The 21,847-nt window shown below is 61.6% G+C and carries 16 protein-coding genes and 1 tRNA gene; 5 read left to right on the top strand and 12 right to left on the bottom strand.

Annotated features, from left to right (window positions below):
- Positions 1-13: 13 nt before the first annotated feature.
- Positions 14-919 carry a LysR family transcriptional regulator gene (locus DKK66_RS09655; RefSeq protein WP_131357515.1) on the top strand — a complete coding sequence of 302 codons (906 nt, stop codon included), beginning with the start codon at positions 14-16 and terminating at the stop codon, positions 917-919.
- Positions 920-994: 75 nt separating this feature from the next.
- On the opposite strand, the gene DKK66_RS09650 is transcribed toward DKK66_RS09655, so the two are convergent.
- The 7 genes from DKK66_RS09650 to rplU all read right to left on the bottom strand — a co-directional run bounded on the left by DKK66_RS09650 (position 995) and on the right by rplU (position 6,554).
- Positions 995-1,762 (bottom strand): ABC transporter ATP-binding protein, encoded by a 768-nt coding sequence (locus DKK66_RS09650; RefSeq protein WP_045847792.1) that lies wholly within the window; start codon positions 1,760-1,762, stop codon positions 995-997.
- 20 nt (positions 1,763-1,782) lie between these two features.
- Positions 1,783-2,496 carry an ABC transporter permease gene (locus DKK66_RS09645; protein WP_089085200.1) on the bottom strand — a complete coding sequence of 238 codons (714 nt, stop codon included), beginning with the start codon at positions 2,494-2,496 and terminating at the stop codon, positions 1,783-1,785.
- Complete coding sequence (locus DKK66_RS09640; RefSeq protein WP_131357512.1) at positions 2,493-3,182, bottom strand: ABC transporter permease; 690 nt, start codon at positions 3,180-3,182, stop codon at positions 2,493-2,495. Before DKK66_RS09640 ends, DKK66_RS09645 begins: the two co-directional genes overlap by 4 nt.
- Positions 3,183-3,410: 228 nt before the next feature.
- Positions 3,411-4,190, bottom strand: a complete 780-nt coding sequence (locus DKK66_RS09635; RefSeq protein WP_062787219.1) for an ABC transporter substrate-binding protein — start codon at positions 4,188-4,190, stop codon at positions 3,411-3,413.
- 416 nt (positions 4,191-4,606) lie between these two features.
- On the bottom strand, positions 4,607-5,809 hold the full coding sequence (gene obgE, locus DKK66_RS09630; protein WP_045847788.1) for a GTPase ObgE: 1,203 nt from the start codon (positions 5,807-5,809) through the stop codon (positions 4,607-4,609).
- Between the two features lie 145 nt (positions 5,810-5,954).
- Positions 5,955-6,230: a 50S ribosomal protein L27 gene (gene rpmA, locus DKK66_RS09625; RefSeq protein WP_045847787.1), complete on the bottom strand. Its 276-nt coding sequence runs from the start codon at positions 6,228-6,230 to the stop codon at positions 5,955-5,957.
- A gap of 12 nt (positions 6,231-6,242) precedes the next feature.
- Positions 6,243-6,554 carry a 50S ribosomal protein L21 gene (rplU, locus tag DKK66_RS09620; protein ID WP_045847786.1) on the bottom strand — a complete coding sequence of 104 codons (312 nt, stop codon included), beginning with the start codon at positions 6,552-6,554 and terminating at the stop codon, positions 6,243-6,245.
- 194 nt (positions 6,555-6,748) lie between these two features.
- On the opposite strand from rplU, the gene ispB reads away from it, so the two are divergent.
- Positions 6,749-7,717, top strand: coding sequence for an octaprenyl diphosphate synthase (gene ispB / locus DKK66_RS09615; RefSeq protein WP_131357509.1), 969 nt, complete (start codon positions 6,749-6,751; stop codon positions 7,715-7,717).
- Between the two features lie 11 nt (positions 7,718-7,728).
- Positions 7,729-7,803: transfer RNA gene (locus DKK66_RS09610), tRNA-Arg, on the top strand.
- A gap of 107 nt (positions 7,804-7,910) precedes the next feature.
- On the opposite strand, the gene DKK66_RS09605 is transcribed toward DKK66_RS09610, so the two are convergent.
- On the bottom strand, positions 7,911-8,603 hold the full coding sequence (locus DKK66_RS09605) for a hypothetical protein (RefSeq protein ID WP_131357506.1): 693 nt from the start codon (positions 8,601-8,603) through the stop codon (positions 7,911-7,913).
- A gap of 443 nt (positions 8,604-9,046) precedes the next feature.
- On the bottom strand, positions 9,047-11,140 hold the full coding sequence (locus DKK66_RS09600) for an acyltransferase family protein (protein WP_165494144.1): 2,094 nt from the start codon (positions 11,138-11,140) through the stop codon (positions 9,047-9,049).
- Positions 11,141-11,493: 353 nt separating this feature from the next.
- Here DKK66_RS09600 and DKK66_RS09595 point away from each other — a divergent pair, with 353 nt between their 5' ends.
- Positions 11,494-13,221, top strand: a complete 1,728-nt coding sequence (locus DKK66_RS09595) for a Na/Pi cotransporter family protein (protein ID WP_131357500.1) — start codon at positions 11,494-11,496, stop codon at positions 13,219-13,221.
- 88 nt (positions 13,222-13,309) lie between these two features.
- A complete protein-coding gene (locus tag DKK66_RS09590) occupies positions 13,310-14,167 on the top strand; it encodes a formyltransferase family protein (RefSeq protein ID WP_131357497.1) in 858 nt (285 codons plus the stop codon).
- Positions 14,168-14,244: 77 nt separating this feature from the next.
- On the opposite strand, the gene DKK66_RS09585 is transcribed toward DKK66_RS09590, so the two are convergent.
- The 3 genes from DKK66_RS09585 to DKK66_RS09575 are packed head-to-tail and all read right to left on the bottom strand — an operon-like array spanning position 14,245 to position 21,841.
- Positions 14,245-15,630, bottom strand: a complete 1,386-nt coding sequence (locus DKK66_RS09585; RefSeq protein ID WP_165494143.1) for an efflux transporter outer membrane subunit — start codon at positions 15,628-15,630, stop codon at positions 14,245-14,247.
- 5 nt (positions 15,631-15,635) lie between these two features.
- Complete coding sequence (locus DKK66_RS09580; RefSeq protein ID WP_131357490.1) at positions 15,636-18,737, bottom strand: multidrug efflux RND transporter permease subunit; 3,102 nt, start codon at positions 18,735-18,737, stop codon at positions 15,636-15,638.
- Positions 18,734-21,841 (bottom strand): MdtB/MuxB family multidrug efflux RND transporter permease subunit, encoded by a 3,108-nt coding sequence (locus tag DKK66_RS09575; RefSeq protein ID WP_131357486.1) that lies wholly within the window; start codon positions 21,839-21,841, stop codon positions 18,734-18,736. The genes DKK66_RS09580 and DKK66_RS09575 overlap by 4 nt, the downstream gene beginning before the upstream one ends.
- Positions 21,842-21,847 lie beyond the last annotated feature (6 nt).

The raw sequence follows: 21,847 nt of genomic DNA, 5'->3' as shown, positions 1-21,847 counted from the left end.
AAGGGAGATCAAGGTGATACACGGCATCGCTCTGCGCTACTTCGTGGAAGTGGCGCGTACCGGATCACTGGCTGCGGCATCAGAAGAACTGCATGTCGCGGTATCCGCCATCAGCCGGCAAATAGCCAAACTGGAGCAAGAAGCCGGTACGGCACTGTTTGAACGACTGCCCCGTGGCATGGTGCTGACCGAGGCCGGAGAATTGCTGGCAGAACATGCACGCCGCACACTGCTGGATGCGCAAACCGTGCTGGGTGAAATCTCATCACGCCATGCCAGGCAAGGCGGCCTGGTGCGATTGGCGTGTACTGACGGGTTTGCCCATAGCCTGTTGCCGGACATCATGCTGCTTTATCACCAGCAACACCCGGCAACGCGCTTTTCGCTGGAAAACGGTAGCCCGGAACAGGTACGGCACTGGGTGGAAACCGGCGAAGCCGATATCGGGCTGGGCTTTGCCATGGTGGACAGCCATAAAGTGGACGTTGTCCTGCAGCACGAACTGCCGGTATGCGCCCTGCTGCGCCCCGGCCACCCGCTGGCCGGACAAGAGACCCTGAGCCTTGACGACCTCACCGGCTATCCGCTGGCCATCCTGGAGCGCGGCAACACCGTGCGGCAATTGCTGGAATGGAGCTTTAGCGCACAGGGCAAGGTATTCAGCCCGCTGCTGAGCAGCGGTCACTCCAGCACCCTGCACCGCTTTGCCGCCCGTACCGATACCATTGCGCTGGGCAGCCGTCTGGCCATTCACGGCCTGCCGGAATGCAGCAAGCTGCTGGCAAAAAGCATCGACGAACCACTGCTGCAACAAAGACAGCTACAGCTGATGACCATGCAGGACCGCCGCCTGCCACCGGCGGTCAGCCAGTTCCTGCAGTTGCTGGCGCAACAATTGCGCGAGGTACTGGCGGACTGAACCGCCTGGTTTGGACAAGAAAAAAGCGGCCCATCTCATCAATGGGCCGCTTTTGCTTTCTATAAAACCGACAACTTATTTCAGGCTGCCGGACAGGAAGGCTTTCAGGCGTTCGCTCTTGGTATTGCCGAATACTTCGTCCGGGTGGCCTTCTTCTTCCACCCGGCCCTGATGCAGGAACATCACGTGGTTGGACACATTACGGGCAAAGCCCATTTCATGGGTCACCACCACCATGGTGCGGCCTTCTTCGGCCAGGGTCTGCATCACCTTGAGCACTTCGCCCACCAGTTCCGGGTCCAGCGCCGAGGTGGGTTCGTCAAACAGCATCACTTCCGGCTCCATCGCCAGCGCACGGGCAATGGCCACACGCTGCTGCTGGCCGCCGGACATGTGCGCCGGATACTTGGCCTGGGCCTGGGCGTCCAGCCCTACCTTGCGCAGGTATTTTTCGGCGCGGGCAATGGCTTCGTCACGCGACAGGCCCAGCACATGAATGGGGGCTTCGATGACATTTTCCAGCACCGTCATGTGGCTCCACAGATTGAAATGCTGGAACACCATGGCCAGCTTGGCACGCATGGCTTGCAGCTGTTTGTGGTCGGCCGGCACCAGTTCGCCCTGCTTGTTCTTTTGCAGGGTGATTTCCTCGCCACCCAGGCTGATGCTGCCGGCGTTGGGTTTTTCCAGGAAGTTGATGCAGCGCAGGAAGGTACTTTTCCCGGAGCCGGAAGAACCGATGATGCTGATTACATCGCCTGCCTTGGCCTTGAGCGAGATGCCCTTGAGCACTTCGTGGCTGCCATAGCTCTTGTGCAGGTCTTTAACGACTAGCTTTTCCATCTTTTATCCTTGCGGGTAACTCAGGCCTTCATCGGGCGCAAATGCGCCAGCCACTTGCTTTCCGCCTTGCGGAACAGGGCCACCAGAACAAAGGTGATACACAGGTAAATCAATGCGGCCAGACCAAAGGCATTGAACGAATCATAGGTGGCGGCATTGGCATCGCGCGCCACTTTCAGGATGTCCGGCACGGTGGCGGTAAAGGCAACGGTGGTGGCATGCAGCATCAGGATCACCTCGTTGCTGTAGGCCGGCAGCGCGCGGCGCAAGGCCGACGGAATGATGACCCGACGATACAGGGTGAACTTGCTCATGCCGTAGGCACGGCCCGCTTCGATTTCACCATACGGCGTGGCCTTGATGGCACCGGCGAAGATTTCGGTGGTATAGGCACAGGTATTCAGGCCGAAAGCCAGAATGGTGCAGTTATACCCTTCGCGGAAGAAGTGGTTGAGAAAGCCCACTTCGCGCACCACGTCCAGGCTGTACATGCCGGTGTAAAAGAACAGCAGCTGGATGTACAGCGGCGTGCCACGGAACACGTAGGAAAACAGCCATACCGGGCTGGACAGCCATTTGGACTTGGAGACCCGGGCAATGGCCAGCGGAATGGATGCGCAAAAACCGAAGGCAATGGAAACCACCAGCAGCCACATGGTGACCGCCAGGCCGGACAGGTGATAGCCGTCCGACCACAGGAAGGCTTTCCAGTATTGTTGGATGATGTCGATCACAGGTCTGCCTCCCGCACGCCGGTGGAGTAGCGGCGTTCCAGCCACATCAGCACCAGGCTGGAAACCGTTGTCAGAATCAGGTAAATGGCACCGGCCACCAGGGTGAAGAAGAACACGCGGTAGGAGCTCTTGCCCGCATCAATCGATGCTTTCACCACATCGGACAAGCCGATGATGGACACCAGCGCGGTGGCCTTGAGCATGACTTGCCAGTTATTGGAAATACCCGGCAGGGCAAAGCGCATGACCTGGGGAAACTGGATGCGGGAGAAGGTTTGCCAGCTGCTCATGCCATAGGCGATGCCGGCTTCGATCTGGCCTTTGGGCACAGACAGGAACGCCCCGCGGAAAGTCTCGGTAAAGTAGGCCCCGTAAATGAAGCCCAGGGTAAACACACCGGACACAAAGGGGTTGAGGTTGATCTGCTCCATGCCTTGCCACTCGGTCAGGTGATTCATACCGATTTGCAGGCTGTAGAAGATCAGCAGCATCAGTACCAGGTCCGGTACGCCGCGAATCAATGTGGTGTAAAGCGTGGCAATGCCCTTGAGCACGGGATTGCTCGACAGCTTGGCGCCAGCGCCACCCAGACCGATGATGAAGGACACCAGAAGCGACATGACTGCCAGCTCCAGCGTGACCCATGCACCGTCCAGGATGATTGGCCCGAATCCATCCAGAAACATGGCCGTTTCCCCTGTATGTTGTGCTCGCCACACCCTGTCCCGCGCGCGCAGATATCCACCGCCAGTCCCGCAAGGCAGGCAGCAGCGTGAGTTTGTCACCGGGGCGCAGTGTGTCAGCGAAGTTGGCAGCGGACGTAACAGTGGGTGTTACGCATCTCCTCCGCAGCCGTGATGAAAACGCGCCCCGCTGATATCACCGGGGCGCGGTGCTTCCGTCAGTGTTACGACTTATTTGCCGTATACATCAAACGTGAAGTATTTCTTTTCGATTTTCTTGTAGGTGCCGTCTTTCAGCATGCCGGCAATCGCCTTGTCGATGGCAGCTTTCAGGTCGGTATCTTCCTTGCGCAGGCCGATGCCGGCACCGGTACCCAGGGTTTTCGGGTCGTTCAGGTTGCCGCCGGCGAAGGCAAAGCCTTTGCCTTCCGGTTTTTTCAGGAAGCCTTCATCAGCCTGGATGGCGTCTTGCAGGGAAGCGTCCAGACGACCGGATGCCAGGTCAGCCAGCACCAGGCTCTGGTTCTGGTACGGAACCACTTCTACACCGCCCGGTGCCCAGTGGGCCTTGGCGTAAGCTTCCTGGATGGTGCCTTGCTCAACACCAACGCGCTTGCCCTTCAGGGAAGCGGCAGTCGGCTGCAGGCCGGAACCCGCCTTGGCAACCATGCGGGTCGGGGTATTGAACAGCTTGGCGGAGAAGTTGATTTCTTTCAGACGTGCTTCGTTGATGGACATGGAGGACAGCACGCCATCAAATTTCTTGGCCTTCAGGGCCGGGATCATGCCGTCGAAGTCGTTTTCCACCCATACACACTTGGCTTTCAGGCGTGCACAGATTTCATTGCCAAGGTCGATGTCAAAACCCACCAGCTGGCCATTCGGGGCCTTGGACTCGAACGGAGCATAGCTGGCGTCAACGCCAAAACGGACTTCTTTCCAGTCTTTGGCAAATGCGCCAAAAGAAGTGGCCATCAGTGCCAGAGAAACGGCGGTAATCACTTTTCTCATCAAACTTCTCCTTACTGCTTGGTTTTATTGTTCACACCATGCCGGGCAGCCCCTGCCACCGCAACATACCGATACGCTGTAATCAGTCTGCCTGCCTTGTGGGCGGGTCAAACTGACTGGCAGCAATGGTTATATGAATAGCGCAAATTGTCCAGAAGCACGACTCCGGATACAGGATAAATAACGCATCCGCCCTGACCGGAGAGGACAGCAGATCAAGGCTGGGCCGATTTCTGGAAGATCAAGTCGCATTCGATTGTATTCTTGAGTACAAAATACAACAAACCCACGTAAAACTACGTAGCGTATTTTGCAGTGCGACATCAAATTTTCAAAGTGTGCACCCGCACATTGCGTGAAAAAGACGTAAAAAAGCCGGTTTCTTCTGGAAACCGGCTTTTGGGACAGTATCTGGCTTAGTTTTCTTCGCCAGCCGCCTTGGCAGCAGCGGCAGCTGCCTTGGCGGCTTCAGCCGCTTCCAGCTGGGCGCGGGCCGCGGCCTTGCGGGCCAGGCGGGCTTCTTCGGCCTGACGTTCGGCTTCTTCGGCAGCAGCACGGGCGCGGGCACGCATGATGCGCAGATAGTTATCAATCGCGCGCACCAGCTCACGGGTGCCTTCGTGGGTCAGCGCAGAAATGGCAAATACACGCGGGGTGTCGACATCAAACGCCAGGCTGTCGTCCGGCTGGGTCTTGGGCCAGCCATAGGCTTCCAGGAAGGCGCTTACCGTCAGGTCGCGCTCTTCTTCCGGCAGCATGTCCAGCTTGTTCAGCACCAGCCAGCGCGGCTTGCCGTGCAGTTCGGCATCGTATTTTTCCAGCTCGGCCACGATGGCGCGTGCTTCGCGTACCGGGTCGACATCCGGGTCGAACGGGGCGATATCCACGATGTGCAACAGCAGGCCGGTCCGTTGCAAATGCTTGAGGAAGCGATGACCCAGGCCAGCGCCTTCGGCAGCACCTTCAATCAGCCCCGGAATATCGGCAATCACGAAGCTGCTGGTATCGTCCATGCGCACCACACCCAGATTGGGGTGCAGGGTGGTAAACGGATAGTCCGCCACCTTGGGGCGCGCGGCCGACACCGAGCGGATAAAGGTGGACTTGCCGGCGTTGGGCATGCCCAACAGGCCCACGTCTGCCAGTACTTTCAGTTCCAGCTTCAGCGTACGCTGTTCACCCTCTTCACCCGGCGTGCTCTGACGCGGCGCACGGTTGGTGGACGACTTGAAGTGGATATTGCCCAGGCCACCCTTGCCGCCACGGGCAATCATCACCCGCTGGCCGTGATGAGTAAGGTCGGCCACCAGCTCGCCGGTGTCGTGGTCGGTAATCACCGTGCCCACCGGCATGTGCAGTTCGATATCGTCACCGCCCTTGCCGTAGCAATCGGCACCACGGCCACGCTCGCCATGCTGCGCCAGGTATTTCTTGACGAAACGGTATTCCACCAGGGTGTTGACGTTTTCGTCTGCCACGGCAAACACGCTGCCACCCTTGCCACCGTCGCCACCGTCCGGGCCGCCAAACGGCACGTACTTTTCGCGACGGAAACTGGCGGCACCATTGCCGCCCTTGCCCGCAAACACTTCGATACGGGCTTCGTCGATAAACTTCATACATCCTCCTTGAGGAGTCAGGCGTCAAGGTTGCATCCGGCAACCAGCCCTCACGCCTTGCCCCTCGTCTGGCCCGCCACATGGCAAGCCGGATAAAAAAAAGCCCTATCTCACAGGATAGGGCTTTCTTGTCTGCAGAAAGCGATTATTCGCCGTCTACACCGGTGTACGGTACCACGGTAACGATCTTGCGTTGCAGAGCACCCTTAACGGTGAACTGAACATAGCCGTCAACCTTGGCAAACAGGGTGTGATCCTTGCCCTGACCAACATTTTCACCAGCGTGGAAACGGGTACCACGCTGACGAACAATAATGGAACCTGCCGGAATCAGTTCGCCACCGTAAGCCTTAACGCCCAGGCGTTTGGCTTCGGAGTCACGACCGTTGCGGGAGCTACCGCCTGCTTTTTTGTGTGCCATGACTGTTTATCCTTACTTCGAAATCGCGTCGATGCGGATTTCGGTGAAGTTCTGACGATGACCCTGATGTTTCTGGTAGTGCTTGCGACGACGCATCTTGAAGATACGTACCTTGTCGCCACGACCGTGGGAAACAACAGTAGCCGTAACGGTGGCACCTGCAACCAGCGGGGCGCCTACAACAACCTGTTCACCGTCAGCGACCATCAGCACTTCTTCGAGTACGATTTGGCTGTCGACGTCTGCAGGTATCTGTTCTACTTTGAGTTTTTCACCGATGGCAACCTTGTACTGCTTGCCGCCGGTTTTTATGACCGCATACATTCGCATAGCTCCTAAAGAGGGAATCTTCCCCGCATCACGCGAAGAAGAACGCGAAACTATACGCAGTGTGCAAAAAGTTGTCAATAATTTCATCAGTTTAGCCCCGCAACAAAGGTGGGCATGGCTGGCTGCATGGCTTTTCTGGTAACATTCCGCGCTTCTGGCTCCGCTAACACCAACATCTGGCTAAAACCGTGTCCACCCCGCTATTCCGCACCCTGATCGCTGAAGACATGCAGACCGTAGACCGCGTCATCCGCGCACGCCTGCACTCCGATGTAGTTCTCATCCGCCAGGTGGCGGAATACATCATCACCGCCGGCGGCAAACGCCTGCGCCCGGTACTGACCCTGCTGTCCGGCAAGGCACTGGGTTATGAAGGCGACCATCTGTACGAACTGGCGGCAATGATCGAATTCATTCACACCGCCACCTTGCTGCACGATGACGTGGTGGACGAGTCCGACATGCGCCGTGGCCGCGAAACCGCCAATGCCCTGTTCGGCAATGCCGCCAGCGTGCTGGTGGGTGACTTCCTGTACACCCGCGCCTTCCAGATGATGGTGACCACCAACAACATGCAGATCCTGCAGGTGATGGCCGAAGCCACCAACATCATCGCCGAAGGCGAAGTGCTGCAACTGTTGAATATCGGCAATACCGAACTGTCCGAACAGGACTACCTGCAAGTCATCCAGTACAAGACCGCCAAGCTGTTTGAAGCCGCTGCCCGCGTGGGCGCGCTGATTGCAAACGGCAGCGACGCCCAGGTCAAGGCACTGGCCGACTACGGCATGTACCTGGGCACCGCCTTCCAGATCATCGACGACGTACTGGACTACAGCGGCGACGCCGACACCATCGGCAAGAGCCTGGGTGACGACCTGGCCGAAGGCAAGGCCACCCTGCCCTTGATCTACACCATGCGCCAAGGCCCCGCCACCGCTGCCGACGTAGTGCGCCAGGCACTGGAAAACGCCAGCCGCGACCGTTTCCACGATGTATTGGCTGCGGTACAATCCTGCGGCGCGCTGGACTACGCCAAAAACGAAGCCATCAAAGCCGCCGAACAAGCCGTGGCCGCCATTGCCGACCTGCCGGACACCCCGGTGAAACAGGCACTGGTAGAACTGGCCCGCCTGTCGGTGGAGCGCAACGCCTGATCCGGATTTAGGTCTCCGTAGTTAAATGGATATAACGGCCCCCTCCTAAGGGGCAGTTACAGGTTCGATTCCTGTCGGGGGCACCACTTGCACTGCACTGTGCATTCATAAAAATCCACAAAGCCGCATCCTATAAAGGCATGCGGCTTTTTTTATGTATTGCGCTACAGCAGTCAGCTGTCATTGCCAGCATTCAGTCATCCCGCCCCAAATTGCTTCCCCTCTCCCTGTCCGCCGCCCGTACCGCATCGCGGTCGGGATATTCGCCGATGCGCACCAGCCGGGCGATGATGGCGGCGCGGCTGCGGCCCATGCTTTGCGCGATGCTGGCACAGTCGGGAGCTGCGGGGTCGTGCCAGCTGGCGCGTAGCCGGGCGTCGTCGCTGGTGCTCCAGGCTTTGCCGGCGTTGGGATTGCTGTCTCGCTGCTGGTCGAGGTCTGACAGTGGCAACGGTGGCGGCTGGCTGGCCCACCAGGCGGGCTGGCCGGCTTGTTCCAGCCTTTGGTCATCCGCCTGCATGGCGCTGGCCTGGTCGGCAAAATAGCCTTGCTTCACCAGCCGGGCGAGGATGGCGGCGCGGCTGCGGCCCAGCTTCTCTGCCAGATCTGCACTGGTGACGGTGCTGGAAGTTTCCCACAGCGCACTCAGCCGGTTGTCTTCGGCAATGCTCCAGCGCTCGCCAGCGCGGCTGTGACCGGGGCGGACCGGGGCAGATGGCGGAACGGGCTGGGAGGCGTGCTGCTTGCTTACCCTTTTGAGCTGCTGGTAGTAGATGGCGCGGGCCTGGTCCAGCGCCGGGTCTTTCGGGGTGTGCAAGGCCTGGCCACGGTGTAGCGGGTCCTGGCCCAGTATCAGTTGTTCGACGATTTCCAGTTCCCGGAGCATGGTGTGGCCCTCTCTATGTTTCCGGCGTGGTCCTGCTTGCCGAAGCTGGCAACGCTGCGCTTGATGATGCAAGTATGGCGGGCTTGTTGGCTTGCGGTCCATTCTTGCACTGGGGCGATTGATTCTTGGCCTTGGTAGTGCATGAACCGGCCCGGGATGCCGAAATGCAGAGTGAGCTAAGCAACTATGCCGCCAATGCGGCCACACAGCACAAAGCCGCCATCACAGGCGGCTTTGAGGCTACTGACCAGCGTATCTGGTGCGCTTGTATTGGCCCCGGCCAAGCCGGGCCTTCCGACCAAGTAATTGATCCCGCAGCCTATCTATCTAATCCCAATTCCCCCGCCCTTACCCTGTAAGGGTGCCTCGCTTTTCTTTCAGAAAGCGAGAGGGGGTTTGCAAGCCGCCATCACTGGCGGCTTTTGCTATCTGGGCTGATGGCGTCAGGGTTTGGCCAGCGGCTGCAAGGCCCAGTCGAATACCGGTTTGAAATCGGCGGCCATGGAACGGGCCATGCTGGCGGTGATGTGGTTTTTGTCCTGATAGCGGATGTGGCCGTTCTGGCTGGCGTAGCAGGTGGTGGCATCGCAGAAATGGTCGAAACCATCCCAGATGCGCACATTCGGCGCCTGACTGGCCACCTTGCGCAGCATGGCCACCACGTCGGCGCGTTCTGCCTCGGCTTGCTGGCGGCTGACATTACAGGCAGCGGCTCCCAGCCGTATCACGCACTCTGGCGGCGAGCGCTGCATCTCCGGCTCCGGCAACACCAGCACCAGCTTCAGACCCAGTTGCTGCAGGTAAGCGGCATTGCGCTGTAGCGCCTGTTGCAGCACGGCCAGCGAGGTGGCGCGGTCCAGCGGTGCCACGCCCACCTGTTTGTCCCACACGCTGTCCGGCATGCCGTTCTGCCCGGCGGCCAGCACGGCGATGCTGTTTTCACCCGGTTTGTTGAGTGCGGCATAGCCGCTCCAGCGCACATTCATCAGCACGCCGCTGACGCCCTGTTGCTTGAGCTGCGGCAGTTCGTCCCGTACCGCGCGGGAGAAGTTGGTGCACCAGGTGCGCAGCTTGCCCTCGCCCACCGGGGTGACATCCGGCAGTGGCGGGCAGCCGTGGTACACGCGGCGCAGGATGGCAATATGCTGTTGCTGCGCCAGGGTTTCATACAGCGGCATCAGGTGATCGGTGTGCGAATCGCCCCAGGCCAGCAGCCTGACCGGACCATTGCGCTGGCCTTCCACGCACTGCGCCACCGGCGACAAGGGCAGGCCGTCCTTGGGCATGGCGCAATTGCCGTGCATGACCATGGCGTCGCCCTTGGCTTGCAATAGTGCCTGATGGCCGGACCACGGTGCGCGTGGCAACAGGAACATGGCCACATTGCCCAGCAGCCACATGCCCACGATCATGCCAAAGCCGCTCCACAGCGTGGCCTTGGTGGCGGTGAAGGCGCGCAGTTTTTTCTGGCGGATGGGTTGCTCGACATAGCGATAGCTCAGCCAGGCCAGCAGCAAGGCCAGTACGCCGCCCAGCAGCAGGTCGCGCGGCAGGCTGCGCTCACCCAGGCCCCAGTAGCGGCCCAGCGCCAGCAACGGCCAGTGCCACAGGTAAAAGCCGTAGGAGAGGATGCCGATGTCGGTCCAGGGCCGACGCGCAGCCAGACGGCTGACGGCATTGTCCGCATTCAGCTGGCCTCCCAGCAGGAACAGCACACTGCCCAGCACCGGCAACAGCACGATGACACCAGGGAACACCATGGTTTCGTTCAGGCCCAGCACCGCGCCCAGCAACAACAGCAGGCCGATACCACTGGCTACGCCAGCATGCGCTTTCCAGCCAGCAGGTAGCGGAATGATGGCCAGCAGCGCACCGGCGGCGAATTCCCAGGCGCGGGTGGGCATCAGGTAAAAAGCGCGCGGGGTTTCGTGATAGGACAGCCACAGGCAGTAAGCGAGCGAGGCGACAAAAATCAGCCACAGCAAGGGAGGCAGGCTGCGCACCACCTTGTCCGGCTGACGGCCATTCAGGCGGTACAGCCCCCACATGATGAAGGGCCAGGCCAGGTAATACTGTTCTTCCACCGCCAGCGACCAGGTGTGCAGCATGACGGTGAGGTCGGACGCGGAATTGAAATAATCAAACGCATGCTGCAAGAAATGCAGGTTGGCCGACAGCAATGCCACGCCGCGGATTTCCCGGCCCAGCTTGTTCTGGTCGTCCGGCAACAGCACAAAGTAGGACAGCAGCAACACCACGCATACCATCAGCAACAGGGCCGGGCCCAGACGGCGAAAACGCCGGGCATAAAAGGCCTTGAAGTCGATGCGCCCCTGGCTGATGAGCTCCTGCCGCAGCAAGCCGCTGATCAGGAAGCCGGAAATGACGAAAAAGATATCCACCCCGACAAAACCGCCGCCAAAACCCGGCACGCCGATGTGAAACAGCACCACGGCCAGCACGGCCAGTGCACGCAGGCCATCGATATCGGGACGGTAACTGCCAGCATTCACGCTGGAGGAAGGACGAAGAGACATGGAAGGCCTGGCACCCGGCAGACGGCATCGGATGGATGCAGCGCAACAGGTGGCTATCTGTGGATAAAGAGCCGCCCATTGTATAGCGGGCGGCGCATGCGTCAAAGCACGGCGCAGCTTGGTGTTGCACTGCAAAGTCCACATGGCGCTTGTGTGGTGGGTGAGGTATACCGAAATCAGCTGCCGGCACGGCTTTTGCTACGGATTTACACAAGAACAGGTCGCCTGCTGGCGGATTTTGCCGGTTGACCCCTCCTACACTGGCAGGATGTCAGCCGGGCCGCCGCCCACTGGTCAGCCACAGCACGCCTGCTGCGGGCTGACCCAGGCAGCACATCGTCGGGGAGAACAATATGGTGACTTCCATCCTGCTGGACCTGATGGGAGGCGTGGCGCTATTGCTGTGGGGCCTGCACATGGTGCACAGCGGCATCGTGCGCGCCTTTGGTGCCAGCCTGCGCCGGGTCATGGCCACGGTATTGCGCACCCGCCTGCAGGCCTTTCTGGCCGGGCTGGGCATTACCGCCCTGCTGCAAAGCAGCACTGCCACCGCGCTGATGCTGTCATCGTTTTCTGCCTCCGGCATGGTGGAGCTGGCCCCGGCGCTGGCGGTGATGCTGGGGGCCAATGTCGGCACCACGCTGATTGTGCAGCTGCTGTCGTTTGACTCCTCCGCCATCTCGCCCTTGTTGCTGGTGCTGGGTGTGGTGGCTTTCAAGCGCAGCCGTGATGCCCGGGGGCGTGACCTGGGCCGGGTGGCCATTGGCCTGGGCTTGATGCTGCTGTCGCTGCACTTGCTGCTCACCAGCCTGGCGCCGGCGGAAAACGCGCCGCTGGTGCGCGAAATCCTGTCGGCCATTACCGGCGAGCCGCTGCTTACCCTGCTGCTGGGCGCAGTGCTGACCTGGCTGGCGCATTCCAGTGTGGCCACGGTCTTGCTCACCATGTCGCTGGCCTATTCCGGCTTCATTCCGCCACTGGCCGCCTGTGCGCTGATTCTGGGTGCCAATCTGGGCAGCGCGCTCAACCCCTTCATCGAAGGTTTGTCCAGCAGCAATCCGGCGCACCGCCGACTGCCGGCGGGTAATCTGCTCACCCGGCTGGCAGGCTGTGCGCTGTTTCTGCCCTTGCTGGACCCGTTGCTGGGCTGGCTGGGCCAGCTGGAGGACAATCCGGCGCGGCTGGCGGCGGACTTCCACACCCTGTTCAATGTGGTGGTGGCGCTGGTTTTCCTGCCGCCCATCCAGCCCTTGTCGCGCTTGCTGTGCCGCTGGCTGCCGGACAGCAAGGCCGCGGACGACCCGGCGCAACCGCTGTATCTGGATGCCAGCGTACAGGGCACACCCAGCGTGGCGCTGGCCTGTGCCGCCCGCGAGGCCCTGCACATGGGCGATATCGTGGAAACCATGCTGCGCGAATCCATGCAGGTGTTGCTGGGCAATGACCGCAAGCTGGCACTGGCGGTTTCGCAACGCGACAACGCGGTGGACAGCCTGTACGAGGCCATCAAGCTGTACGTGGTGCAGCTGACCCGTGACAGCCTGGATGAGGCCGAAGGGCGTCGGGCGATGGAAATCATGGCCTTGTCGATCAATCTGGAGCATATCGGCGACATCATCGACAAGAACCTGATGGAGCTGGCCAACAAGAAGATCAAGCATCAGCTGCAGTTCTCGCGCGAAGGAGCGCAGGAACTGGAGGCCTTTCACCGCCTGATCATCGACAATCTCAAGTTGTCCTTCTCCGTGTTCCTGACCGGCGACGTCAAGGCGGCACGCCAGTTGCTGGACGAAAAAACCCGGGTGCGCGAACTGGAAATGCAAGCCGCCGAAAGCCATATGGCACGGCTGCGCGAAGGCCGACTGGAAAGCATGGAAACCAGCTCGCTGCATCTGGATATCCTGCGTGACTTCAAGCGTATCCACTCCCATCTGTGCGCCACCGCCTATCCGGCGCTGGAAGCCAGTGGTCAGCTGCGCCCCAGCCGCCTGCGCAAACCGGCGGTGTCCGCCACACCAGCCAGCAGTGATGGCGCTGGCAGCGTACATCCGGCCCCGCCGCCGTCAGCCGGGGCGTGCTGAGCAGAATTGTTAAGGTGTTTGCCAGTCCGGCCCCGACAGGCCGACAAGCTGGTATATCTGTCAGCCTGATTCATGCCCGGATGCCGCCATGCGCTTTGCCATTACCCTGACCGACCGTTTCAAGGTGCTGCTGGACCTTGCCTTGCTGGCAGGCTGGCAGCCGTTGAAAATCTTCACCTGCCCGCTGGATGGCAGGATCCACGACAACCGGCAGGTGGTGGAGCAGGCGGCCCGGCTGGGCATTCCCGTGCAGCTGTCACCAATGAGCGAGGCGGATCTGGCCGCACTGGCCGCCCAGGGCTGCGAAGCCCTGCTGCTGGGCAGTTATGACTGGAAAGTACCGGACTGGCGGCCTTACCTGCCCCGTGCGGTCAACTTCCACCCCTCGCCGCTGCCGGAGGCGCGCGGGCCGTTTCCGCTGGTGCGCGCCATTCTGGAGCAACGCAGCGAATGGGGGGTGAGCTGCCATGTGGTGGAGCCGCGCTTTGACAGCGGCGCGCTGCTGGATCAGCAACTGTTTGCCCTGAGTCCGGATGAAACCCTGGCCACGCTGGAATGGAAGTGCCAACTGGCACTGGAGCAACTGGGCCGCCGCGTCATCGCGGATTTCACCAGCTTGTGGCAACAGGCCCGGCCACAGGGGGCTGGCAGCTACTGGCCACGCTGGAGCGATGCCGAGCGCACGCTGAACCTGCGCGGCCCGCTGGACGCCGTCCTGCGCCAGTTGCGCGCCTTTGGCGATATCAACTGCCTGGCCGAGGCCAATGGCGTGGGCTTTGTGGTGCATCGCGCCCACGGCTGGCTGGAGCCACACAGCCACACGCCCGGCACCCTGCTGCGCAGCGTGGACCTGTCCATGCTGTTTGCCGTGCAGGATGGCTATCTGGTGATCAGCGAGTGGAGCGTACAGCCTCCCGCTGCCATCAGCGGCAGAAGGCCGTTCTGAGTCCCCTCAGCCAGCGGCTTGTCTGATGCAAAACAGCCCGTCGTGACGGGCTGTTTTTGCGGGAAAAATGGCGGAAGCTACCACTGACCACCGAGAGCAGCAATCAAGGCCACGCTGGCGGTGTACTGGCGGTTTTTCAGGGTCCACAGGCTGTTTTCGGCGCTGATGCGGCTGTTTTGTGCGGTCAGCACATTCAGATAACTCACCACCCCGGCGCGATACTGGTTGAGCGCAATGGTTTCCGCCCGCTGCGCCGCAGCCAGTGCCGCTTGCTGGTACTGCATTTCCTCGTCCAGCAGCGCCTGGGCCGACAGATTGTCCTCTACCGCCTGAAATGCACTCAGCACGGTCTGGCGGTAGCTGGCCACGCTGGCGTCGTAGCTGGCCACGGCAGCGGCAGTCTGTGCGCGGCGCAAGCCACCGTCAAACAGGGTGAGTGCCAGTTGCGGCCCCACGCTCCAGATACGGTTGGGCAGGCTTACCCAGTCGGCAAAGCTGCTGCTCTTGTAACCGCCGCTGGCAGTCAGGTTCAGCGTGGGAAAGAACGCGGCCTTGGCAATGCCGATTTCGGCATTGGCCTGTGCCACCGCCCGCTCCGCCGCCGCGATGTCCGGCCGGCGCTCCAGCAAGGTGGACGGCAGGCCGGCTGGCAGTTGTGGCAGATGGGGCAGGGTTTTGCTGACCGGCAGCGTGAAGCTGGCCGGGGCCACACCCAGCGAGGCGGCGATGGCGTGCTCCAGCTGGGCACGGCTCAGCTGCTTGTCCACGCGGGCGGCCTGAGCGGTTTTCCAGCTGCTTTCCGCCTGCGCCACGGCATCATCCGACACCATGCCCACGGCAAACTGGTTGCGGGTGAGCTGCAGGGTTTGCAGCAGATTGGCCTCGCTGTCCTGCAATTGCTTGAGCTGCACATCGGCCGCCACCAGTTGCAGGTAGGCAGTAGCCAGCTGGGCCTGGCTGCTCAGGCGGATGGACGCCAGCTGGGCGGCGCTGGCCGCCTCCTTGGCATTGCCCGCCTCCACCGCGCGGCGCACCGTACCCCACAGGTCCACTTCCCAGCTGGCGCTGGCGGACAGATTGTACTGATTGCTGACACTGCCGCCCGCCGTTGTCACCCCGCGGGTTTTGCTGGCGGTGCTGCTGATGGTGGGCCACAGGCTGGCTTCGGCCTGATCCAGCAAGGCGCGGGCATTACGGTAATTGGCCTCGGCCTGGGCAATGGTGGGGCTTTGCCGGTTGAGGGTGTCCATCAGGCTATCGAGCTGCGGGTCCTGATACACCGCCCACCAGTTGCCACGCGGGGCGGCATCTTGCGGGGTGGCGGTTTTCCAGCGGCCGTCTTCCTTGTACGTTGCCGGAATGTCCATCTTGGGCCGGGTATAGTCCGGGCCGATGGCGCAGCCTGCCAGCAGCAGGCTGATCAGGCCGGCCAGTGCCAGCCGGGACGGGGTGAATGCAGACATGCGTGTCATTCCTTGTGTGCGGCAGCAGCCCGGCTGCGCCAGTTGTCACGCCATTGCTGGCACCACAGGCGGAAACGGTCCAGATACAGGTAAACCACCGGCGTGGTGTACAGCGTCAGCAACTGGCTGAGCAGCAGGCCACCGACAATGGAGATGCCCAGCGGGGTGCGCATCTCGGCACCGTCGCCATGCCCCAGTGCCAGCGGCAATGCGCCAAACAGGGCGGCCAGCGTGGTCATCATGATGGGGCGGAAGCGCAGCAGGCAGGCTTGCAGAATGGCATCGTGCGAACTGAGGCCCTGCTCGCGTTCGGCGCTGAGGGCAAAGTCGATCATCATGATGGCGTTTTTCTTGACGATGCCGATCAGCAGCAGCACGCCGATCAGCGCGATGATGTTGAATTCGCCACCGGTGGCCAGCAGCGCCAGCAAGGCCCCTACCCCGGCCGACGGCAACGTGGACAGGATGGTGAGCGGATGCACCACGCTTTCATACAGCATGCCCAGCACGATATACACCGCCACCATGGCCGCCAGAATCAGCACCGGCTGGCTGCCCAGCGAATCCTGGAAGGACTTGGCCGTACCCTGGAAGCTGCCGTGTATCGACGATGGCATACCGATGTCCGCGGTCGCCTTGTCGATGGCGGCAGTAGCGTCGGACAGCGAACTGCCCGGTGGCAGGTTGAAGGACACGGTGGTGGCGGCAAACTGGCTCTGGTGGTTCACCGCCAGCGCGGTATTGGTGGGCTGCCAGCGGGCAAAGGCGGATAGCGGAATCGGCTGGCCGGTGGTGGTTTGCAGATAGATGCTGCGCAGGCCTTCGGCGCTTTGCCAGTACTGGGGTGCCACTTCCAGCACCACGTGGTACTGGTTGAGCGGGTTGTAGATGGTGGACACCTGGCGCTGGCCGAAGGCGTCGTTCAGCACCGAATCCACTTGCGACTGGGTCAGGCCCAGGCGCGCCATGGCGTCACGGTCGAAGGTGAGCGTGGTTTGCAGGCCCTTGATTTCCTGATCGCTGCTGACATCGGCCAGCATCGGCAGTTTTTGCAGCGCCTGCTGCACCCTGGGCGTCCAGCGGCGCAGCTCTTCCAGATCATCCCCTTGCAGGGTGTACTGGTACTGGGCATTAGCCGCCCGCCCACCCACGCGGATGTCCTGCACCGACTGCAAGAACAACTGCGCCCCCGGCTCGCGCGCCAGCCGCTTGCGCAGGCGGGCAATCACCTGATCGGCGCTTTCCGTGCGCTCGCCCAGCGGCTTGAGGCTGACAAACATATTGGCGGTGTTGCGCTGGCCGCCGCCGGTAAAGCCGATCACCTTGTCCACGGCCGGGTCCTGCCCTACCGCGTCGATAAAGCGTTGCAGCTTTTGCTGCATGGCCTGGAAGGAAATGCTCTGATCGGCCTTGATCATGCCGGTGAGACGGCCGGTGTCCTGCTGCGGGAAAAAGCCTTTGGGCACGATCACATACAGATAGACATTCAGCGCAATGGTGGCCGCCAGCATCAGCATCATCAGCGGGCCGTGGCGCAGCGCCCAGCCAAGGCTGCGGCGATAGCCGGCCAGCATGGCGTCGAACATGCGCTCGCTCCAGACAAACAGGCGGCCCGGCTTGTGTTCGCCATGGCTTTTCAGCCAGCGCGCACACAGCATGGGCGTGGTGGTGAGCGACACCAGCAGCGACACCAGAATGGCCACCGACAGCGTGACGGCAAACTCGCGGAACAGGCGGCCGATGATGCCGCCCATCATCAGGATGGGAATGAACACCGCAATCAGTGAAATGCTCATCGACAGCACGGTAAAACCCACCTCACGCGCGCCCTGCAAGGCGGCCTGGAAGGGCTTCATGCCGTTTTCGATATGGCGGGCAATGTTTTCCAGCACCACGATGGTGTCGTCCACCACAAAACCGGTGGCAATGGTCAGCGCCATCAGGCTGAGGTTGTTGAGCGAAAAGCCGCACAGATACATCACGGCAAAAGTGCCCACCAGCGATACCGGCACGGTGATGGCAGGAATGGCGGTGGCACGGCCATTACGCAAGAACAGGAAGACCACCAGGATGACCAGCGCGATGGAAATCAGCAGCGAGCGCTCCACCTCGGACAGCGAGGCACGAATGGTGGAAGTGCGGTCCATCACCACCTGCATCTTGATGGCGGCGGGAATGGACGCCTGCAACTGCGGCAGCAAGGCCTTCACCCGCTCCACCGTTTCGATGATGTTGGCACCCGGCTGGCGGAACAGGATGATCATCACCGCCGGTTGCTTGCCCAGCAAACCGGCATTGCGCACATCCAGTACCGAATCCTTTACCTCGGCCACGTCGGACAGGCGCACTGCAGCGCCGTTCTTGTAGCTCACCACCAGCGGCAGGTAGTCGCTGGCCTTGCCGGCCTGGTCATTGGCCTGTACCTGCCAGTGACGCTGGCCGTCCTCGACAAAGCCCTTGGGCCGGTTGGCATTGGTACTGGTGATGGCGGCGCGCACCGTTTCCATGCCGATACCGTAATGGTTCAGCTGTAGCGGGTTCATTTCCACCCGCACTGCCGGCTGTGCGCCGCCACCGATATTCACATCGCCAATACCCTCCACCTGGGCCAGCTTCTGGCCAAGGATGGAGTCGGCGGCATCGTACATCTGGCCGCGGGTGAGCGAGTCCGAGGTCAGGCCGATGATCATGATGGGCGCGTCGGCCGGGTTCACCTTGCGGTAGGTGGGGTTGGACGGCATGCCGGTGGGCAGCAGCGACCGGGCCGCGTTGATGGCGGCCTGTACATCGCGTGCGGCACCGTTGATGTCGCGGTTGAGGTCAAACTGCAAGGTAATGCGGGTGGACGCCAGCGAGCTGGACGAGGTGATTTCGGTCACCCCGGCAATACGCCCCAGCGCCCGTTCCAGCGGGGTGGCCACGGTGGACGCCATGGTTTCCGGGCTGGCACCGGGCAGCTTGGCACTGACCGAGATGGTGGGAAAATCCACCTGCGGCAAGGGCGACACCGGCAGCAGCTTGAAGGCGAGAAAGCCCGCCAGCAGGATGGCCAGCGTCAGCAGCGTGGTGGCAATGGGCCGCCGGATGAAGGGCGCGGACGGTATCATGCCTCGGCCTCTGCCTGGTCATCGTCAGCGGCATGGCCTGGACGCCGCCAGCGCCGGGCCAGCCGGTCGAAGGCCAGATAAATCACCGGGGTGGTAAACAGCGTCAGCACCTGGCTGACCAGCAGCCCGCCCACCATGGTGACACCCAGCGGCGAGCGCAATTCGGAACCCATGCCGCTGCCCAACATCAGCGGCAGCGCGCCCAGCAGCGCCGCCATGGTGGTCATCAGGATAGGACGGAAGCGCAGCAGACAGGCCTGGTAGATGGCATCGCGCGGGCTCATGCCCTGCTCGCGCTCGGCCTCCAGCGCAAAGTCGATCATCATGATGGCGTTTTTCTTGACGATGCCGATCAGCAGGATGATGCCGATGATGGCAATCACCGACAGGTCTTTGCCGGACACCAGCAAGGCCAGCAGGGCACCGATACCGGCCGAGGGTAGCGTCGACAGGATGGTGATGGGGTGGATATAGCTCTCGTACAGCACCCCCAGCACGATATACATGGTGATGATGGCCGCCAGGATCAGCCACAGCGTGTTGCTGAGCGAAGCCTGAAAGGCCAGCGCCGCGCCCTGGAATCTGGTATCCAGGCTGGCCGGCATGCCCAGCTCGGCTTCAGCCTGACGGATGGCCTCCACCGCCGGGCCTAGTGCTGCGCCCTTGGCCAGGTTGAACGAGATGGTGGTGGTGGGGAACTGCCCCAGATGGTTGATGGTGAGCGCGGTCGGGCGCTGCTCGATGCTGGCCACCGTATCCAGCGGCACCGGGCCGCCACTGGCGGTGGGCACGTAGATGCCCTTGAGCGACAGCGGGCCTTGCTGGTTCTGCGCGTCCACTTCCAGCACCACGCGGTACTGGTTGGTCTGGGTGAAGATGGTGGAAATCAGCCGCTGGCCAAAAGCGTCGTACAGCGCATTGTCGATGGCAGCGGTGGTGACGCCCAGCCGGGCGGCGGTATCACGGTTGATGTTGACATAGGCTTGCAGGCCCTTGTCCTGCAAGTCGCTGGCCACATCCGCCAGTTGCGGCAGCTGGTTCAGCTTGTGCACCAGCTTGGGCACCCATTGCGACAGGTCGTCCGGATTGGTGGCCTGCAGGGTGAACTGGTACTGGGTGCGGCTGACACGGGTGTCGATGGACAAATCCTGCACCGGCTGCAAATACAGCGACATGCCCGGCACGCTGGCCGCACTTTGCTGCAGCCGTGCCAGCACGGTGCGGATGTCATCACGCTCGCCCTTGGGCTTGAGGTTGATTTGCAGGCGGCCGCTGTTGAGCGAGGCATTATTGCCATCCACCCCGATGAAGGACGACAGGCTGTCCACCGCCGGGTCTTTCAGCAAGGCCTGGGCCAGTTGTTCCTGCTTCTGCGCCATGGCGCTGAAAGAAATACTCTGCGCCGCCTCGCTGCTGCCCATGATGGCGCCGGTGTCCTGCAAGGGGAAAAAGCCCTTGGGCACCGCCACATACAGCAGCACGGTGAGCAGCAAGGTGCCCAATGCCACCAGCAGGGTGAGCTTTTGCCGTTCCAGCACCCAGCCCAGCATCTGGCCGTAACGGGCAATGATGCGGTCGAAGAAGGCCCCGCTGGCATGGTAGAAACGGCCCTGTTTTTCTTCCGGCACGTGCTTGAGCAGGCGCGCGCACATCATCGGTGTCAGGGTGAGCGAGATGAAAGCCGAAATCAGGATGGACACCGCCAGCGTGATGGCAAATTCACGGAACAGCCGCCCCACCACATCGCCCATGAACAGCAGCGGAATCAGCACCGCAATCAGCGAGAAAGTGAGCGAGATGATGGTAAAGCCAATCTGCTGCGAGCCCTTCAGTGCCGCCGCCATCGGCTTTTCGCCTTCCTCGATGTAGCGGGCGATGTTCTCGATCATCACGATGGCATCGTCCACCACAAAGCCGGTGGCAATGGTCAGCGCCATCAGGGTGAGGTTGTTGATGGAAAAGCCGGTGAGGTACATCACGCCAAACGTGCCCACCAGCGACAGCGGCACCGCCACGGCAGGAATGATGGTGGCCGGCACATTGCGCAGGAACACGAAAATCACCATCACCACCAGGCCGATGGCCAGCATCAGTTCAAACTCGACATCCTCCACCGAGGCACGGATGGTGACAGTGCGGTCGCTCAGCACCTTCACATCCACCGCGCCGGGCAAGGTGGATTGCAATTGCGGCAGCAAGGCCTTGATGCGGTCGGTCACCTGGATGACATTGGCCCCCGGCTGACGCTGCACATTCAGGATGATGGACGGCGTCGTACCAGCCCAGGCTGCCAGCCGCATGTTTTCCGCCGCATCAACGACCTTGGCCACATCGCGCAAGCGCACCGCCGCGCCGTTCTGGTAGGCGATGATGACGTTCTGGTATTCCTCGGCTGACTTCAGCTGGTCATTGCCATCCACGGTGGAAGCTTGCTGCGGGCCGTCAAAACTGCCCTTGGCCTGGTTCACATTGGCATTGCTGATGGCAGTGCGGATGTCCTCCAGCGTCAGGCCACGCGCGGCCAGTGCCTTGGGATTGCTCTGGATGCGCACCGCAGGTCGCTGACCGCCACTGAGGCTGACCAGCCCCACGCCCGGCACTTGCGACAGCTTTTGCGCCAGCCGGGTGTCCACCAGGTCTTCCAGCTTGGTCAGCGGCAGGGTGTCCGAGCTGACCGCGATGGTGAGAATCGGCGTATCCGCCGGGTTCACCTTGCTGTAGATCGGCGGATTGGGCAGGTCGCTGGGCAACAGGTTACCCGCCGCATTGATGGCGGCCTGCACTTCCTGTTCGGCCACATCCAGCGTCAATTCCAGGCTGAACTGCAAGGTAATCACCGATGCCCCGCCAGAACTGGTGGACGACATCTGGGTCAGCCCCGGCATCTGGCCGAACTGGCGCTCCAGCGGCGCGGTAATGGAAGACGTGATGACTTCCGGGCTGGCACCGGGGTATTGGGTCACCACCTGAATGGTGGGATAGTCCACCTCGGGCAGGGCCGATACCGGCAGCAGCTTCCAGGCCACCAGACCGGTGAGCAGGATGGCCAGCATCAGCAAGGTGGTGGCCACCGGCCGCAGGATAAAGGGACGTGAAGGGTTCATGCCGTC

This window comes from Aquitalea sp. USM4, assembly GCF_004328945.1.
Lineage (GTDB): Bacteria > Pseudomonadota > Gammaproteobacteria > Burkholderiales > Chromobacteriaceae > Aquitalea > Aquitalea pelogenes.
The sequence above is the reverse complement of the archived record's forward strand: the minus strand, read 5'-3'. Positions and strand labels throughout refer to the sequence as shown.

Bases quoted from the DNA above. Each gene is read 5' to 3' on its own strand.
- DKK66_RS09585 (WP_165494143.1), bottom strand. From the start codon at position 15,630: ATGTCTGCATTCACCCCGTCCCGGCTGGCACTGGCCGGCCTGATCAGC.
- obgE (WP_045847788.1), bottom strand. From the start codon at position 5,809: ATGAAGTTTATCGACGAAGCCCGTATCGAAGTGTTTGCGGGCAAGGGC.
- DKK66_RS09575 (WP_131357486.1), bottom strand. From the start codon at position 21,841: ATGAACCCTTCACGTCCCTTTATCCTGCGGCCGGTGGCCACCACCTTG.
- rpmA (WP_045847787.1), bottom strand. From the start codon at position 6,230: ATGGCACACAAAAAAGCAGGCGGTAGCTCCCGCAACGGTCGTGACTCC.
- DKK66_RS09595 (WP_131357500.1), top strand. From the start codon at position 11,494: ATGGTGACTTCCATCCTGCTGGACCTGATGGGAGGCGTGGCGCTATTG.
- DKK66_RS09605 (WP_131357506.1), bottom strand. From the start codon at position 8,603: ATGCTCCGGGAACTGGAAATCGTCGAACAACTGATACTGGGCCAGGAC.
- DKK66_RS09580 (WP_131357490.1), bottom strand. From the start codon at position 18,737: ATGATACCGTCCGCGCCCTTCATCCGGCGGCCCATTGCCACCACGCTG.
- DKK66_RS09590 (WP_131357497.1), top strand. From the start codon at position 13,310: ATGCGCTTTGCCATTACCCTGACCGACCGTTTCAAGGTGCTGCTGGAC.
- DKK66_RS09600 (WP_165494144.1), bottom strand. From the start codon at position 11,140: ATGTCTCTTCGTCCTTCCTCCAGCGTGAATGCTGGCAGTTACCGTCCC.
- DKK66_RS09640 (WP_131357512.1), bottom strand. From the start codon at position 3,182: ATGTTTCTGGATGGATTCGGGCCAATCATCCTGGACGGTGCATGGGTC.
- DKK66_RS09635 (WP_062787219.1), bottom strand. From the start codon at position 4,190: ATGAGAAAAGTGATTACCGCCGTTTCTCTGGCACTGATGGCCACTTCT.
- rplU (WP_045847786.1), bottom strand. From the start codon at position 6,554: ATGTATGCGGTCATAAAAACCGGCGGCAAGCAGTACAAGGTTGCCATC.
- DKK66_RS09650 (WP_045847792.1), bottom strand. From the start codon at position 1,762: ATGGAAAAGCTAGTCGTTAAAGACCTGCACAAGAGCTATGGCAGCCAC.